Source organism: Streptomyces sp. NPDC044921 (assembly GCF_056432865.1).
In genome coordinates this window covers 32,132-47,710 of the sequence record NZ_JBWKIF010000021.1, presented here as the reverse complement: position 1 = coordinate 47,710, position 15,579 = coordinate 32,132, and the positions used below count along the sequence as shown (strand labels likewise).

Genomic DNA, 15,579 nt, shown 5'->3' with positions numbered 1-15,579 from the left:
CCGGCGATGCGCCGGCCGAGCCGGCACACCGGCAGCAGCCGCCCCGCACCCCCGCCCTACAGGGCCCGGTACATGATGTGCAGTCCCACCCGGCCGTGCCGGGGGTGGTCGAACGCCTCGGGCACCGTGCCGAGGATCGTGAACCCGAGGGAGGTCCACAGCCGCACGGCGGGGTTGGTCTCGACGACGGCGTTGAACACCATGCCCCGGTATCCGGCGGCGCGGGCCTCGGTCAGGAGGTGTTCGGCCAGGGCCCTGCCGTAGCCCCGCCCGCCGCGGTCCGGGTCGACCATGAAGCCGGCGTTGGCGACACGGGCCGCCGGGCCGCCGTAGTTGGGGGTGAGGTAGGCGGAGGCGACGACCGTGCCGCCGTCGTCCTCGACGACGTAGACGCGTTTGGCGGGGTTCATCCACAGGACCCGGGCCTCCTCCTCGGAGGTTTCCGGGTCCCATGCGTAGGTCTCGCCCGCGGCGACGATGCGGTGCCAGAACGGCCAGATGCGAGGCCAGTCGTCAGCCGTTGCTTCCCTGATCAGCATGGGTGCGAGTCTGGCACGCCCGGGCACGGCGGTCGCCGGGGGGTCCGCGTCCGGTTCAGTCGACGCTGGGCAGGATGTGGGGCTCGGCGAGGTCCTCCTCGTAGCCCGCGAGGCGGATCGGGGCCGACCGGGCCCACACGTCGAGGCTGCCGAGCTCGTCGGCCCGTCGGCCGGCGCGCTCGCCGCGTTCCTTGGGGCGCTGATCGCGATTCGTCTTCTCCGGTGTCACCGCGCACTCCTTATGTGTCGGTCACCCTCGGGACGTACGCGCCGGTCCTGCTGCGCCTGACGCCCGCTCGGGCTGTGTGTCATGTGCAGTTCGGACGCGGTGGCGCCGGTCGACTCACGGGAGAGCAGGCCGTGTGTACCGGCTGGTCCCATGACGGACCGTGGGTGTGGGTAGGACCCCGTGTGGCTGTCCGTCCGCATCAGGTTAACCAAATGAGCGGGGCGCCGCTCGATGGGGCTGAAAACAACCGGTAACGATCGCGCGTCAGCGGGCGTTCAACTCGCGTTTACGTACCGATTCGTTCGCGAAACGGGCACTTTGCATATCACCCTTTCGGCGTATGGAGGCGAGGGCGCTTTCCAGCCGCCCACCCGTTCAAGTGCCGTTGGCCGAGCCGAAAGCTCCTCATGGTCTGCTGCCGTACGGCAACGGCCGTCCCGCGGGAGGACTGACGCATGGAGCTGCGCGGCGTCGAGGAGCTGATGGACCTGCTGTACGCCTGCCGGGGCACCCGGGGCGTCCCGGGGCACCGCCGGGCGCCGGTCGACCTGCACGACCACGCGCTGCGGACCGCCGCCCTGCTCCGCCGGGGCCGCCCGGCCGACAAGGAGCTCCAAGTGGCGGGGCTGGTGCGGCCGGTCGGCGATCTGCTGTGGCCGGGCGACCCGGCGGCGGGGGCCGGCCGGGCCGCCGAAGCGGTGCGCGGCCTGCTCGGGGAGCGCGTCTTCCGGCTCGTACGCGACTGTCCCGGCCGGGGCGGGCCGGTCGACGACGACCTGCTCGCGCTGCGTCAGGCGGCCGCGGAGGGCCGGACGGCCGGTTTCGACGCCGGGGTGCTGGAGGACTGGCGCACCGTGCTGGAGCTGCTGGCGGCGCGCAACTCCCGGCTGGGGGCCGTGGACTGACGGGCGGGTGCGGCCGGCTGCGGAGCGGGCCCTACCACTTCCCCGGTGCGTAGTCCTTCAAAAAGACCCCGTACAGGTCCTCCCCCGCCTCGCCCCGGACGATCGGGTCGTAGACCCGGGCGGCGCCGTCGACGAGGTCGAGCGGGGCGTGGAAGCCCGCCTCGGCGAGCCGGAGCTTGTCGTAGTGGGGTCGCTCGTCGGTGATCCACCCCGTGTCGACCGAGGTCATGAGGATGCCGTCGGTCTGGAACATCTCCTGCGCGCTGGTGCGCGTGACCATGTTCATCGCGGCCTTGGCGGCGTTGGTGTTGGGGTGGCCCGCGCCCTTGTACCCGCGGCCGAAGACCCCTTCCATCGCCGAGACGTTGACGACGTACGCGCGCTTGCCGGCCGCCTTCCTCGCGGCCTCGGCCATGGCCGGGCGCAGCTTGCTGATGAGGATGAACGGCGCCGTGTAGTTGCACAGCTGGGTCTCCAGCAGTTCCACCGGGGAGATCTGCTCGATGGTCTGCACCCAGGTGTTGGTGTCGACGACGTCGGGGACCAGGCCGCCGGCGTCGATCGCCGTGCCGTCGAGGTGCCGTTCCACGCTGGCGTTGCCCGCGACCAGGGCGAGGTCGGCGACCTGCTGCGCGTCGAGGCCGCTGGTGCCGAGCGGCAGTGCGGCGAGGCCGTCGACGGCGCCGGAGTTGAAGGCGCCGATGACGTGGTGGGCGGGCAGCTCCCCGGCGGGCAGCGGCGCGCTCTCGCCCTCGACCAGGGCGGCGTAGGCGGACGGCAGGCGGCGCACGGTCTGGGTCGCGTTGTTGACCAGGATGTCGAGCGGCCCGGCCTCGGCGACCTGGTCGGCGAGAGCGACGGCCTGCGCCGGGTCGCGCAGGTCGATGCCGACGACCTCCAGGCGGTGCAGCCAGTCCGCGGAGTCGTCCATGGCCTTGAAGCGGCGGATGGCGTCCTTGGGGAAGCGGGTGGTGATCGTGGTGTGCGCCCCGTCGCGCAGCAGCCGCAGCGCGATGTACATGCCGATCTTGGCGCGGCCGCCGGTGAGCAGCGCGCGCTTGCCGGTGAGGTCGGCCCGGACGTCGCGCTTCTCGCGGTTCACGCGGGCGCAGTCGGGACAGAGCTGGTGGTAGAAGTAGTCGACTTCCACGTACCGGGTCTTGCAGGTGTAGCAGGAGCGCGGGCGCTGGAGTATGCCCGCGATCCGGCCCTCTTCGGTGCGCGAGGAGGGCAGCAGGCCCTCGGTCTCGTCGTCGATGCGCTGGGCGGAGCCGGTCGCCGTGGCCTCCGTGACTGCCTTGTCGTGGGCGGTCTTGGCGGCCCGGCGCTCCTGGCGGCGGCGCTGCTTGACCGTGCGGTAGACGCCCGCGGTGGCCCGGCGCACCGCGATGGCGTCCGGGTGGTCGACCTCCAGCTTGTCGAGCTCCTCGAGCACGCTGAGGCAGACGGCCAGCCGCTCGGGGTCGATGCCGGGTCCGTACGAGAGCCCGCTCGCCTCGTCCATGGCCTGCGGGCCGTCCTCTGTCACCGTCATCGCCGCTGCGTTCCCTGCTCTGCCGTCGCGGCGCGCCGGTCGCGCCTGCTTTCGAACGGCGGATTTTACTTCAGCGCGGGGCCGCACCGCCAAACGCGCGTGATCACGGCCGGCATGCCTTGATCAGCGTCGCCACCTCCTTGGCCACGGCCGCGGCGAACAGGTCGAGGTCGGGAACCGCCGTGCCGTCCGCGACGAGGCCGTAGTGGACGGCGCCGCGGTAGGTGGAGACGGCGACCGCGAGGGAGTGGCCCGGGGCCAGCGGGGCGAGGGGGAAGACGGCGGTGAGGGGGTGGCCGCCGAGCTTCAGGCCGAGGCTGGGCAGCGGCACGCTGGTCACGAGGATGTCGAACCAGAGCCGGGCCGCCTGGCCGACCAGGGGTCCGCCGAGCCGGTGGGCGAGGGCGGGGACGTGGTCGGCGAGCAGGGCCACGGCGCCGGCGCCCCGGTTGGGTCCGGCGTCCTTGTTGCGGTCCATGGCGGTGCGCACCGCGGCGAGGCGGGCCAGCGGGTCCGGGTCGTCCACCGGGAGCCGTATCAGGTACCCGGAGAGCCGGTTGCCCTGCGGGTGGGCGGTGCGCGGGCGGCGCTTGGAGACCGGGATCAGGGCCCGGGGCGCGACGCCCTCGCTGCCGTCGCCGCGCTCGTCGAGCCAGCGGCGCAGGGCGCCGGCGACGACGGCGATGAGGACGTCGTTGACGGTGCCGCCGACGGTCTTGCGGATCCGGTGCACGTCGTCGAGGTCCAGGACCACTCCCGCGGTGCGGCGGGTGCCGCTCGGCTCGCAGGTGAGCGCGGGGGCGGAACGCACGTCGAGGGAGGACCGGGCGACGGAGGCGCCGATGTCCAGGGCACGGGCGGCGTCGGAGAGGGCGCCGCGCAGCAGGCCGGGCAGGCCGCGCACGTCCGGCAGCGGGCCGCGCGGCGGGGCCGCGGGGCGGGGCCGGGGCGCGGGCAGGTCCATCGGGTCCATGACCCCCGCGGCGAGGGTCAGCGCCCGCAGCCCGTCGGCGAGCGCGTGGTGGAACTTGAACAGCACCGCGAAGCAGACGCCGTCCTCGCCGGGCAGCACGTGGGCCTCCCAGGGCGGCCGGCCGCGCTCCAGCGGGCGTCCCATGAGCCGTCCGGCCTCCGCGTGGAAGTCGGCGGTGGCGGCGTGCAGCCGGACGTGGTGCAGGGGGTCGAAGTCCGGGTCCGGCTCGCGTGCCGCCCCGCCGAAGGCGAGCGGGCGGCGCAGGGCGGAGGGCAGCGGCTGCCACACGTCGCGGATCCGCATCCGCAGTCCCGGGACACCGGCGGCGCGGGCCGCGAGCAGGTCCGCCGCGTGGGCGCCCGCGGCGGGTGAGTGCGCGGAGAAGATCCCGAGCGCGCCGAGGTGCATCGGGTGGTCGGCGGACTCGATGTTCCAGAACGCCAGGTCAAGGGGGGCGAGCAGATCAGCGGTCAAGGGCTTGCCTCGCGTCGACGACGGGTGAGCCAGCAGTCAATCGCCCCGGCCGATTACGGTCAAGTACGATCACGCTACCTACAGTTAACAGCGGATTAAGTCCCGCCCCGGGGGGAGGGGCGGGACTTATGGTGCATCTACGGTCAGTCCAGCACAGGTTGCGGCGCCGGGCACCCCGCGGGAGTCACCCGGGAGGCGTCACGGATCAGCGCCTCGTGCGCGGCTTTCAGCCGGGCCGTGTCGGGTTTCAGCACCGCGCGGTCGTAGGTGAGGAAGCCGTTCAGCTCGCCCTCCACGTCCGCGATCTGGGTGTAGACGGCACCGTTGCTGCCCTTGCAGACCAGCGCCCGGACCTCGTCCAGCTTCTCCAGGTAGTCCTCGGTGTAGGTGGCCGGGTCGACGTCGACGTACGACTGCTGGACCGACCAGGCGTGGCCGGGCACCGCGAGGCCCAGGCCGCCGTACTCGCCGCTGACCAGGGCGCGCTCGCCGTCGGGGCGGGGCGGCAGGGCCGGACTCGGGTAGCCGTGCTCGTCCATGATGTCGCCGGTGCCGCCGTCGGCGCCGAGGTTCAGCCCGGACTGGCCGTTGACCAGGCGGGTGGGGTCCCAGGCCTTGGCCTGCTCGGCGATCCGGCCCACGTCGTACTGGCCCCAGCCCTCGTTGAAGGTCACCCACATGACGACCGAGGGGCTGCTGCTGTGCTCGTCGATCATCTCCTTCAGCTCGCGCTCGTAGCGGGCGCGGGAGGCGGCGCTCGGGTTCACCCCGGCCGTCATCGCGGGCATGTCCTGCCAGACCAGCAGTCCGAGCCGGTCGGCCCAGTAGAACCAGCGGTCCGGTTCGACCTTGATGTGCTTGCGCACCGAGTTGAAGCCGAGCCGCTTGTGCGCCTTCAGGTCGTAGGCGAGGGCCTCGTCGGTGGGCGCGGTGTGCAGGCCGTCGGGCCAGAAGCCCTGGTCGAGGGTGGCCATCAGGAAGACGGGTTCGTCGTTGAGGAGCGTGCGGGGGACGCCGTTCACCTTCTCCACGGCGATGGAACGCATGCCGAAGTAGCTGCCGACCCGGTCGGCGCCGACCTTCACCTTCAGGCCGTAGAGGAACGGGTCGTCGGGCGACCACAGATGCGGGTCGCGGACGGTCAGCGTCAGGGGGCCGCCGGTGCGGCCGCTCGCCGTGGCGACCTTGCGCCGCCCGTCGTACGCCGTCGCCGTGACCGGTACGCCGTCCCGGACGCCCTGGACCTCGACGGTGACCTTCTCGCCGGCCACGTCGGGCGTGATCTTGAGGGAGTCGGCGTGGTCGCGGGCCACCGGCTCCATCCAGACCGTCTGCCAGATGCCGGAGGAGGGGGTGTACCAGATGCCGCTGGGGTCCAGGCGCTGCTTGCCGAGCGGCGGGTTCTCCCCGGAGGCGGCGTCGGTCGGGTCGTAGACGCCGACGATGAGCTCCTGGGTGCGGCCGGGCTTGAGCGCGTCGGTGATGTCGGCGCTGAACTTGTCGTAGCCGCCCTCGTGCGTGGCGACCTTCGTACCGTTGACGTAGACCTCGGAGCGCCAGTCGACGGCGCCGAAGTTGAGCCTGAGCCGCTGTCCGGAGCCGATGCGCCAGTCGCGCGGGACGGTGAAGGTGCGGCGGTACCACATGCGGTCCTCGTGCCGCTCGATGCCGGAGAGCTGGGACTCCACCGGGTACGGGACGAGGATGCGCTCCTTCAGCGTCCTGCCGACGGGCGGCTTCTCACCCTCCTCGGCCGCGGCGAACTGCCAGCGGCCGTTGAGGTTGCGCCAGGCGTCCCGGGTGAGCTGCGGGCGCGGGTACTCCGGGAGGGCGTTGTCCGGTCCGACCTCGTCGGCCCAGCGGGTGCGCAGCTGGTGGGTCGAGTGGTTCGGGCCGGACGTCCAGAAGGCCTTGACAACGTTGCCTTCGGCGTCGGTGAGGCCGCCTTCCCCGTCGTAGCGGACGTCGGCCGTGCCGCGGGCCGTGCCCGTCTTGTTGCCGACGACCGGCTCGTCCAGGGCGACGAGCAGGGCGGTGGGGTCGGACGGGTCCGGGCGGGCCTCGCTCAGGGGCCACGGGGCGCCGCCGATCACGGCGTCCAGGTGGTCGGTGAAGTCCGCCGGGGGTGCGGCGAGGGCCTGGGCAAAGTCGAGCTTCAGGGTGCGGCCGGTGGACTGCACGGTGGCCGCGAGGGCGCCGTCGTAGTCGAAGCCGTCGGGCAGGCGGAAGGCCGACTGCGGGACGGGGGCCTTGGCGGCGCCGGGCTGGGTCCAGCGCAGGTGGAAGTTGGAGCCGCCGTAGTGCTCGAAGTACTCGACCTTCAGGTCGTAGGCCCGGCCGGCGGTCAGTTCGACCGGTTCGGCGGTCTGTTCGCGGTCCCAGTCGTCGACCCAGTGGTCGATGGCGAGCCGGCCGTCGATCCAGAGGCGGAAGCCGTTGTCGGCGCTGACCGAGAAGGTGTGCGGCCCGGTCCTCTCCGGGACGATCTTGCCGGTCCAGCGGACGCTGACGTCGTCGGACCGGCCGGTGGTGAAGTTCAGGCGCGGCTCCAGGTTGTCGAAGTCGAGGGCCCGGTCGAAGATCGTCGCCTTGAGGGTGTGGAAGTCGAAGGCTCCGGGGGCGGAGTGGGTGTAGTACTCGCCCTTCAGGCCGTGGATCTCGTCGGGGTCGTCCGCGAGCGCGGGGACGGCGCTCAGGCCCGTCAGGGCGAGGAGCGCGGCGAGCAGTAACGCGAGGCGGTTTCTGAGGCGTCGGGGACGCACGGAACCTCCATGCCAACGTTGTCATGTACAAGACGTTGGCATGACAACACGGATCCCTTGCTTCGTCCAGAGCCAGGACAAAGTCCCCCGGCGCCGTCTCGTCAGGTGACCAGCTGGCCCTTCCCGAGCGCGATCACACCGCCCTTGGAGACCGTGTACAGCTCCGCGTCCCGCTCCGGGTTGACCCCGATCGTCGCGCCCGGCGGCACCTCGACGTTCTTGTCGAGGACGGCGCCGCGCACCACCGCGCCCCGGCCGATGTGCACGTTGTCGTGCAGCACCGATCCCTGCACCACCGCCCCCGGGTCGACCACCACGCCCGGCGACAGCACCGACCGCGTGACCTGTCCGCGGACCAGGCAGCCCGCGCTGATGATGGACTCGCTGGCGATGCCGCCCGCGTTGAAGCGGGCCGGCGAGAGCTGGTACGAGTGCGTGTAGATCGGCCAGCTGCGGTTGTACAGGTTGAAGGCGGGGCGCTCGGCGATCAGGTCCATGTGGGCCTCGTAGTAGGCGTCCAGTGTCCCGACGTCCCGCCAGTAGCCCTGGTCGCGGGTGGTCTCGCCGGGCACGTGGTTGGTGCTGAAGTCGTACAGCGCGGCCTCGCCCCGGTCGGTGAGCTGGGGCAGGATCGAGCCGCCCATGTCGTGCACGGAGGACTCGTCCTCGGCGTCCCGCTTGAGCGCCTCGATGAGGGCCTTGGTGGTGAAGATGTAGTTGCCCATCGAGGCGAAGACGCAGTTCGGGTCGTCCGGGAGCCCGGGCGGGGCGGACGGCTTCTCCAGGAAGCGCTCCACCGTCTGCCCGTCCGAGCCGGGTGTGATCACGCCGAACGACGAGGACTCGGTGCGCGGCACCCGGATCCCGGCTACCGTCACGCCCGCGCCGCTGTCGATGTGCTGGGCGAGCATCTGGCGCGGGTCCATCCGGTAGACGTGGTCGGCGCCGAAGACGGCCACGTACTCGGGCCGCTCGTCGTAGATCAGGTTCAGCGACTGCAGGATCGCGTCGGCGCTGCCCAGGTACCAGCGGGGGCCGAGGCGCTGCTGGGCGGGGACGGGCGTGACGTAGTTGCCCAGCAGGTTGGACATCCGCCAGGTCGTGGTGATGTGCCGGTCCAGCGAGTGCGACTTGTACTGCGTCAGGACGCAGATGCGCAGCACATCGGCGTTGACCAGGTTGGACAGGACGAAGTCGACCAGGCGGTACGTGCCGCCGAAGGTCACCGCCGGTTTGGCCCGGTCCGCGGTCAGGGGCATCAGCCGCTTGCCCTCGCCGCCCGCCAGCACGATCCCCAGGACCGAAGGACCACCACCTCGCATGGCCGCTCCCCTCACGCCGATTTCCCCGATGCCTGCCCCTGACCAGTACCCACTAAGCCTGTTTGACGATCTCCTCGTAGAGCCGGACCGTGCGGCGGGCCACCGCGTCCCAGCCGAACTCGCCCACCGCGCGCTCCCGCCCGGCCTCGCCCATCCGCCGGGCGGCCTGCGGATCGCCGAGGACGGCGTCCATGGCCCGGGCGAGCCCCGCCTCGAAGCCGTCGCCGGCCGGGACGAGCAGGCCGGTCCGGCCGTGGTCCACCACCTCCGGGATGCCGCCGACCGCCGAGGCCACCACGGGCGTGCCGCAGGCCATCGCCTCGAGGTTCACGATGCCGAGCGGCTCGTACACCGAGGGGCAGACGAACAGCGCGGCGTGCGTCAGGAGCTGGATGACCTCCGGGCGCGGCAGCATCCTCGGGATCCAGTGCACGCCGTCGCGGACCTCGCTCAGCTCCGCGAACAGCTCCCGGAACTCCCGGTCGATCTCCGGCGTGTCCGGGGCGCCCGCGCACAGCACGACCTGCGCGGCCGGGTCGATGTCCCGTACCGCGCGCAGCAGGTGGGGCACGCCCTTCTGGCGGGTGATGCGGCCGACGAACAGCACGTACGGGCGCGAGCGGTCGATGCCGATCCGGTCCAGGGCGTCCGTGCCGTGGTCGGGCCGGTACAGGGCCGTGTCGATGCCGTTGTGCACGACGTGGACCTTGTCCGGGTCCAGCGCCGGGTAGCAGCCGAGGATGTCCTCGCGCATCGCCCCCGAGACGGCGATCACCGCGTCGGCGGACTCGATCGCGGTGCGCTCGGCCCAGCCGGACAGCTCGTAGCCGCCGCCGAGCTGCTCGGCCTTCCAGGGGCGCAGCGGCTCCAGGGAGTGCGCGGTCATCACGTGCGGGATGCCGTACAGCAGCTTGGCGAGGTGGCCGCCGAGGTTGGCGTACCAGGTGTGGGAGTGGACCAGCTCGCGGCCCTCCAGGGCGGCGGCCATCGCGAGGTCGACGGAGAAGGTGCGCAGCGCGTCGTTGGCCCCGTCGAGCACGGACCAGGGGCGGTGGCGCAGCACGCCGTCGGCGCGGCCCTCGCCCCAACAGTGCACGTCCAGGTCGACCAGGGGTCTGAGCTCCCGGGCCAGGAACTCCACGTGGACGCCGGCACCGCCGTACACGTCCGGCGGGTACTCCCGGGTCAGCAGTCCGACGCGCACCCGCAACTCCCTGCTCTCAGCGGCCGTTCCCCTTCATGGTCACCCAGACGGGGCGCGTGGGGAAGAGCGGGGCGGCCTCGGGAAACAACAGTCGCCGCAGACGCCCCCGCCGGGCACCCGGTAGTACAGGCAGCAGCTGCGGCGCCGGAAGGCCGTGCCGGTGAGGGTCCCGGCGCCGGTGAGCAGCGGATGGGCGAGGAGTTCCCCGGCCAGGGAGCGGGCCCGGGCGGCACTGTCGGGACGGCCGTGGCGCCGGGCCCAGCGGTCCAGTTCCCGGGCGGCGCCCGCGAGCGCCGAGGCGGCGTTGCCCCGCAACAGGCCCGGGGCGAGGCGGTAGCGGGAGCGCAGGACCGCCGCCAGCGGGACCAGGTGCCCGTGCAGGACGACGTCGGCGAGGTGCTCCGGCTGCGCGGGCAGCGGCCGCACGCCGGACAGCCAGAGGTCGTCGGGGGCACTGCCGTCGGGATCCCAGCGCAGGCGGCGGGCGTCCAGGTCGGGCAGGCCGCCGTAGAGCGCGGCGCAGCCGAGGGCGACCGACCAGAGCCGGGCCGCGAGCCCCTGGTGCGCCACGGACGCGGCCACGCGCTCCTCCGGGGCGCCCAGGGCCCGGGCGACCTTGCGGACGCGCAGAATCAGGGGATTTCCGCCTGCGTCCGGTGCCGCCCGTCCGTAGGCCTGTGCGAGAGTGGGAAGAGGCCCCGCCGCCGCTCCTTCCGTGCGCAGCACGAAGAAGCCGCCGAGCGGGCGGAGGGCGGCAAGGCCGGGGTCGAGGTCCACGAGGAGCAGTAGTACCAAGGCCCCTAGGGGACACGTCCGGGCGGCCCCCGACCCGAGCCGCCCACCCTGGGGATGACGGGGCTCCCCTCGTACTCCATCGGCAGTAGGACCCAATGAGTGCTCAGGGACGACGACGGGAAGACCCGGACACGGCAGGGTGTTTGTCATGAAGGCAGACCGATCGCCGCGCCGGGCCGAGCGCCCCCGCCTGACGCAGAGGAGCAGCCGATGAGCGCCCTCGCGTTGTCCGTCGTGCTCTCCCTCGTCTCCGCGGTCGCCTACGCGGGCGGGGCGATCGTGCAGGAGCGGGTGGCGGAGTCCTCGCCGGGCGAGGAGTACGCTCCGCTGCGCCGCCCCGGCTGGTGGGCCGCGGTCGCGCTGAACGGCCTGGGCGGTCTGCTGCACGTGGTCGCGCTCGCCTACGGCCCGCTGAGTCTGGTGCAGCCGCTGGGCGCGCTGACCATCGTGGTGGCGCTGCCCATGGCCGCGCTGTTCGTCGGCCGCCGGGCCGGTGCCACGGCCTGGCGCGGCGCGATCATGGCCACGGTGGGTCTCGCCGGTCTGCTGTCCCTGGTCGCCGCGGCCGACGCGCAGTCGCTGAGCGGGGCCGAGCGGGTGGCCGTCGCCCTGGTCACCGCGGGCGTCGTCGTGGCGCTGATGATCGCCGCGCGGGCCGCGCACCGGCACCCGGCGGTGCGCAGCACCCTGCTGGCGACCGCGTCCGGCATCGCGTTCGGCATGTCCTCGGTGTTCACCAAGACGGTGGCCGTCGACTGGACCGGCGGGGTGTCGGCGGCGGACCTGCCGTCCCTCGCCGTGATCGGCGTGCTGGCCACGGCCGGCATGCTGCTGTCGCAGGCCGCCTACCGGGGCGCCGGGCTGACGGCGCCGCTGGCGACGCTGACGGTGGTGAACCCGGTCGTGGCGGCCGCGGTCGGCATCACGATGTTCGGTGAGACGTTCCGCTACGGCACGGCGGGCACCGTGCTCGCCCTGGGCTGCGGCGTGGTGGCGGCCGGCGGTCTGATCCTGCTGACGACGGAGCGGCTCGCGCAGGACCGGCCCGGGAGCGAGCGGGGCGGGCCGGCGGGCGCCGGTACGGGGCCGGTCCCGGCGGACGCGGGCCTCGCCCTCGGCCTCGGTACGGCGGTGCGCCCGGACCTGCCGGAGCTGGTGGCGGACCCGCTCGTGAAGGACGTGCTCGTGCCGGCGCCGGGGGCGCGTGCCCTCCCGGACGGCCCGTACGGGAGCGGGCTGCCGCCGGTGCCCGCCCACGACGCCGGCGACGAACGCCCGCTGGCCTGCTTGCCCTTCTACGACATCCCGTACGTGCCGGTGCCGGCGCTGGACCGGCACCGGGTGCGGATCAGATCCTGACGCCGCCGGCCCGCAGGTACGCCACCGGGTCGACGTCCGAACCGAAACCGGGCCCCGTCCGCACCTCGAAGTGCAGATGCGGGCCCGAGCTGTTGCCGGTGGAGCCGGAACGGCCGATGCGCTGGCCGGCGCTCACCGTCTGCCCGTCCCGCACGGAGATCGCCGACAGGTGGGCGTACTGGCTGTAGCGGCCGTCGTCGTGCCGGACGACGACCTGGTAGCCGAAGGAGCCGCCCCACCCGGCGCTGACCACCCTGCCCGCGGCGACGGACTTCACGGACGTGCCGGTCGGCACGGGGAAGTCGATGCCGGTGTGGTAGCCCTTCGACCAGGACGAGCCGGCCTTGCGGTAGGGCGTTCCCAGGGAGGCGCTGACGGGGGCGACCAGGCCCTGCCGGGTGGCCGTGGACCGGGCGGCCCGTTCCTTGCCCGCCTCCTTCGGCCGGTCCTGGGCGCGTTCCTTCGTACGTCCCTCGCTGCGCTCCTTCGTACGGCCCTCGGCACGGTCCGCCGCCGGCTTCTTCGGCTCGGCCGACGGGGCGGGCCGGTGCTCGGGGCGGGTCTTCGTGGCGCCCTCGCCGCGCAGGGCGAGCCGCTGGCCGGGCACGATGAGGTCGGGGTCGCCCCCTATCGTGGCGCGGTTGGCGGCGTACAGCCCGCGCCAGCCGCCCCGCACCTCCCGGTCGGAGGCGATGCCGGAGAGGGTGTCGCCGTGGACGACCGTGTACATCTCGGCGCTGCCCGCGCGGGACTGCGGCGTGGACTGCGGCCGCACCTCCTCGATGGAGGTCCTCTTCTTCGTCTCCCGCTGCTTCGTGCGCTCGGCCGCCGGCCGGATGTCCGGCTCGCCGCCGCCCCGGGTCAGTCCGGCCCGCACCGAGCACACCGGCCAGGCACCCGGGCCCTGCCCGTCGAGCACCTTCTCGGCGACGGCGATCTGCTGGTCCTTGGTGGCCAGGTCCGCCCGGGCCGCGTAGGCCCGGCCGCCGTAGGCCTCCCAGGTGGACTGGGTGAACTGCAGGCCGCCGTAGAAGCCGTTGCCGGTGTTGATGTTCCAGTCGCTGCTCGACTCGCAGGCGGCGACCTTGTTCCAGGTGTCCACGTCCGCCGCCTGGGCGGTGCCGGCGCCCATGAACGGGAGCGCCATGCCCGCGCCGCCCGCGGTGACGGTGAGTGAGGCGCGGTTGATCCTGTTCGGCTGATACCGGCGGTGCCGGCCGCGTACGGCCATCGATGCCCCCCTAGACATGCGTCAGGAGGGGCAAAAGTAAGCGCTGCGAACCGGCCAGAACAAGACGCCTATCGGCCGCCCGGGGGTTCAAGTGGCCGGTATGAGGCCCCTGTTGCGCGACGTGCGCCCCTGCGGTGCATCGCGTACGCCACGCGGTGCACGGGTGCGGCGCGCGCGGGGACGCGTACCTCGGTTGAGTGCGGCGGGGGCTCCCGTCCGTATCGTCCTGCGCGACGTCGTACGACCCGCGCGTGCGGACGAGGAAGCGGCACGTCAGGATGGTCGGCGGGGGTCACGCCGGCGGTTACCCGCCGGCGGCACCGATACCGAGGTCTCTAGGAGCGAACCGAATGAGCAGGACAGCGCAGATCGGCGTCACGGGCCTTGCGGTCATGGGCCGCAACCTCGCCCGCAACTTCGCCCGCAACGGCTACACGGTGGCGGTGCACAACCGGACGCCCTCGCGCACGCACGCGCTGGTCGAGGAGTTCGGCGGCGAGGGGGAGTTCATCGCGTGCGAGAGCGCGAAGGACTTCGTGGCCGCGCTGGAGCGGCCCCGCCGCCTGGTCGTGATGGTGAAGGCCGGTGACCCGACGGACGCGGTGATCCGGGAGTTCGCGCCGCTGCTGGAGCCCGGCGACATGATCATCGACGGTGGCAACGCGCACTTCGCGGACACCCGGCGCCGGGAGCGGGAGCTGCGCGAGCAGGGCATCCACTTCGTCGGCATGGGCGTCTCCGGCGGTGAGGAGGGCGCGCTGAACGGCCCGAGCATCATGCCGGGCGGCCCGAAGGAGTCCTACGACTCGCTCGGCCCGATGCTGGAGAAGATCTCGGCCAAGGCCGCCGACGGCACGCCGTGCGTCTCCCACGTCGGCCCGGACGGCGCCGGGCACTTCGTGAAGATGGTGCACAACGGCATCGAGTACGCGGACATGCAGCTCATCGGGGAGGCGTACCAGCTGCTGCGGGACGTCGCCGGGTACTCCCCCGCCGAGATCGCGGACATCTTCCGCACCTGGAACCAGGGCCGTCTCGACTCCTACCTGATCGAGATCACCGCCGAGGTCCTGTCCCACGTGGACGCCGAGACGGGCAAGCCGTTCGTGGACGTCGTGGTCGACCAGGCCGAGCAGAAGGGCACCGGCCGCTGGACCGTGCAGATCGCGCTGGACCTGGGCGTGCCGGTGTCCGGTATCGCCGAGGCGGTCTTCGCGCGTTCGCTGTCCGGGCACGCGGCGCTGCGGGAGGCCTCGCGCGGCCTGGCCGGGCCGAAGGCGGAGCCGCTCGGCGAGGCGGAGGCCCGGGCCTTCGCCGACCGGGTGGAGCAGGCGCTGTACGCGTCCAAGATCGTGTCGTACACGCAGGGCTTCCACGAGATCGACGCGGCGCGCGGGGAGTACGGCTGGGACATCGACCTCGGTGCGGTGTCCGCGCTGTGGCGGGGCGGCTGCATCATCCGGGCGGCGTTCCTGGACCGGATCCGCGCGGCCTACGACGCCCGGCCCGACCTGCCCAGCCTGCTGTCGGACGACACGTTCGCGCAGGAGATCGCCGAGGCCCAGGACGACTGGCGCGAGGTGCTGGTCGCCGCGACCCGGCAGGGCGTGCCGACGCCCGGCTTCGCCGCGGCCCTCGCCTACTACGACGCCCTGCGGGCGCAGCGGCTGCCGGCGGCGCTGACGCAGGGGCAGCGGGACTACTTCGGTGCGCACACCTACCGGCGGGTGGACCGGGACGGGTCGTTCCACACGTTGTGGGGCGGGGACCGCTCGGAGGTCACGGCGTAGGGCTGCGGGTCGGGTGTCGGGCGCGGGGCGTCGGGCGCTATGGCGGGTGCTGCGGCGGGTGCAGGGTGCTGCGCCGGACGCAGGGTGCTGGGCCGGGTGCTGCGGCGCGCCGGGTGCTGCGGCGGGTGCAGGGTGCTGCGGCGAGCGCTGCGGCGGACGCAGGGCGCCGCGTTGCGCCGGGCACCGGGCGTGGAGCGCCGGGCGCCGAGTGCGGAGTGCCGAGCGGCGGGTGCAGGGCGGCGCGTTGGCGCCGGGCACCGGGCACCGGGCACCGGGCACCGGGCACCGGGCACCGGGCGTGGAACGCCAGAGCGTCGAGTGTGGAGCGCCGGGCGCCGAGTGCGGAGTGCCGGACTTCGGGCGTCGGGTGAGGCGCGGCGGGTGCCGAGCGCGTCGCGCGTTCCGCGCCGAGCCCGACGGGGCCGGTGGACCGCTTGCGGGCTGTCCACCGGCCCCTTCCTC

General features: G+C 73.3%; 12 protein-coding genes. 3 read left to right on the top strand and 9 right to left on the bottom strand.

What is annotated here, in order from left to right; all coding sequences use genetic code 11:
- Positions 1-56 precede the first annotated feature (56 nt).
- Complete coding sequence (locus AC07DA_RS28120; protein ID WP_479130997.1) at positions 57-539, bottom strand: N-acetyltransferase family protein; 483 nt, start codon at positions 537-539, stop codon at positions 57-59.
- Between the two features lie 55 nt (positions 540-594).
- The gene (locus tag AC07DA_RS28115) at positions 595-768 is read right to left on the bottom strand and encodes a hypothetical protein (RefSeq protein ID WP_189722517.1); all 174 of its coding nucleotides are present in this window, start codon (positions 766-768) and stop codon (positions 595-597) included.
- A gap of 455 nt (positions 769-1,223) precedes the next feature.
- On the opposite strand from AC07DA_RS28115, the gene AC07DA_RS28110 reads away from it, so the two are divergent.
- A complete protein-coding gene (locus tag AC07DA_RS28110) occupies positions 1,224-1,673 on the top strand; it encodes a hypothetical protein (protein WP_479130996.1) in 450 nt (149 codons plus the stop codon).
- Between the two features lie 31 nt (positions 1,674-1,704).
- On the opposite strand, the gene AC07DA_RS28105 is transcribed toward AC07DA_RS28110, so the two are convergent.
- The 6 genes from AC07DA_RS28105 to AC07DA_RS28080 form a co-directional block, all read right to left on the bottom strand.
- Positions 1,705-3,207: an SDR family NAD(P)-dependent oxidoreductase gene (locus AC07DA_RS28105; RefSeq protein ID WP_479130995.1), complete on the bottom strand. Its 1,503-nt coding sequence runs from the start codon at positions 3,205-3,207 to the stop codon at positions 1,705-1,707.
- A 103-nt stretch (positions 3,208-3,310) separates the two neighbouring features.
- The gene (locus AC07DA_RS28100; protein WP_479130994.1) at positions 3,311-4,654 is read right to left on the bottom strand and encodes a wax ester/triacylglycerol synthase family O-acyltransferase; all 1,344 of its coding nucleotides are present in this window, start codon (positions 4,652-4,654) and stop codon (positions 3,311-3,313) included.
- Positions 4,655-4,797: 143 nt separating this feature from the next.
- A complete protein-coding gene (locus tag AC07DA_RS28095; protein WP_479130993.1) occupies positions 4,798-7,416 on the bottom strand; it encodes a PA14 domain-containing protein in 2,619 nt (872 codons plus the stop codon).
- 101 nt (positions 7,417-7,517) lie between these two features.
- Positions 7,518-8,738 (bottom strand): glucose-1-phosphate adenylyltransferase, encoded by a 1,221-nt coding sequence (gene glgC, locus AC07DA_RS28090; RefSeq protein WP_479130992.1) that lies wholly within the window; start codon positions 8,736-8,738, stop codon positions 7,518-7,520.
- A gap of 52 nt (positions 8,739-8,790) precedes the next feature.
- Positions 8,791-9,942 (bottom strand): glycogen synthase, encoded by a 1,152-nt coding sequence (glgA, locus tag AC07DA_RS28085; protein ID WP_479130991.1) that lies wholly within the window; start codon positions 9,940-9,942, stop codon positions 8,791-8,793.
- A 39-nt stretch (positions 9,943-9,981) separates the two neighbouring features.
- Positions 9,982-10,719, bottom strand: coding sequence for a (2Fe-2S)-binding protein (locus tag AC07DA_RS28080; protein WP_479130990.1), 738 nt, complete (start codon positions 10,717-10,719; stop codon positions 9,982-9,984).
- Between the two features lie 228 nt (positions 10,720-10,947).
- Here AC07DA_RS28080 and AC07DA_RS28075 point away from each other — a divergent pair, with 228 nt between their 5' ends.
- The gene (locus AC07DA_RS28075; RefSeq protein WP_479130989.1) at positions 10,948-12,096 is read left to right on the top strand and encodes a DMT family transporter; all 1,149 of its coding nucleotides are present in this window, start codon (positions 10,948-10,950) and stop codon (positions 12,094-12,096) included.
- Here the strand turns inward: AC07DA_RS28075 and AC07DA_RS28070 are convergent.
- Positions 12,086-13,327, bottom strand: coding sequence for a transglycosylase family protein (locus AC07DA_RS28070; RefSeq protein WP_479130988.1), 1,242 nt, complete (start codon positions 13,325-13,327; stop codon positions 12,086-12,088). The two genes, AC07DA_RS28075 and AC07DA_RS28070, sit on opposite strands and share 11 nt — an antisense overlap.
- 350 nt (positions 13,328-13,677) lie before the next feature.
- Here AC07DA_RS28070 and gndA point away from each other — a divergent pair, with 350 nt between their 5' ends.
- A complete protein-coding gene (gene gndA, locus AC07DA_RS28065; protein ID WP_479130987.1) occupies positions 13,678-15,117 on the top strand; it encodes an NADP-dependent phosphogluconate dehydrogenase in 1,440 nt (479 codons plus the stop codon).
- Positions 15,118-15,579 lie beyond the last annotated feature (462 nt).

Coding starts and splice junctions, on each gene's coding strand:
- AC07DA_RS28120 (WP_479130997.1), bottom strand. CDS start 539: ATGCTGATCAGGGAAGCAACGGCTGACGACTGGCCTCGCATCTGGCCG.
- AC07DA_RS28110 (WP_479130996.1), top strand. CDS start 1,224: ATGGAGCTGCGCGGCGTCGAGGAGCTGATGGACCTGCTGTACGCCTGC.
- AC07DA_RS28105 (WP_479130995.1), bottom strand. CDS start 3,207: ATGACGGTGACAGAGGACGGCCCGCAGGCCATGGACGAGGCGAGCGGG.
- glgC (WP_479130992.1), bottom strand. CDS start 8,738: ATGCGAGGTGGTGGTCCTTCGGTCCTGGGGATCGTGCTGGCGGGCGGC.
- AC07DA_RS28075 (WP_479130989.1), top strand. CDS start 10,948: ATGAGCGCCCTCGCGTTGTCCGTCGTGCTCTCCCTCGTCTCCGCGGTC.
- AC07DA_RS28070 (WP_479130988.1), bottom strand. CDS start 13,327: ATGGCCGTACGCGGCCGGCACCGCCGGTATCAGCCGAACAGGATCAAC.
- gndA (WP_479130987.1), top strand. CDS start 13,678: ATGAGCAGGACAGCGCAGATCGGCGTCACGGGCCTTGCGGTCATGGGC.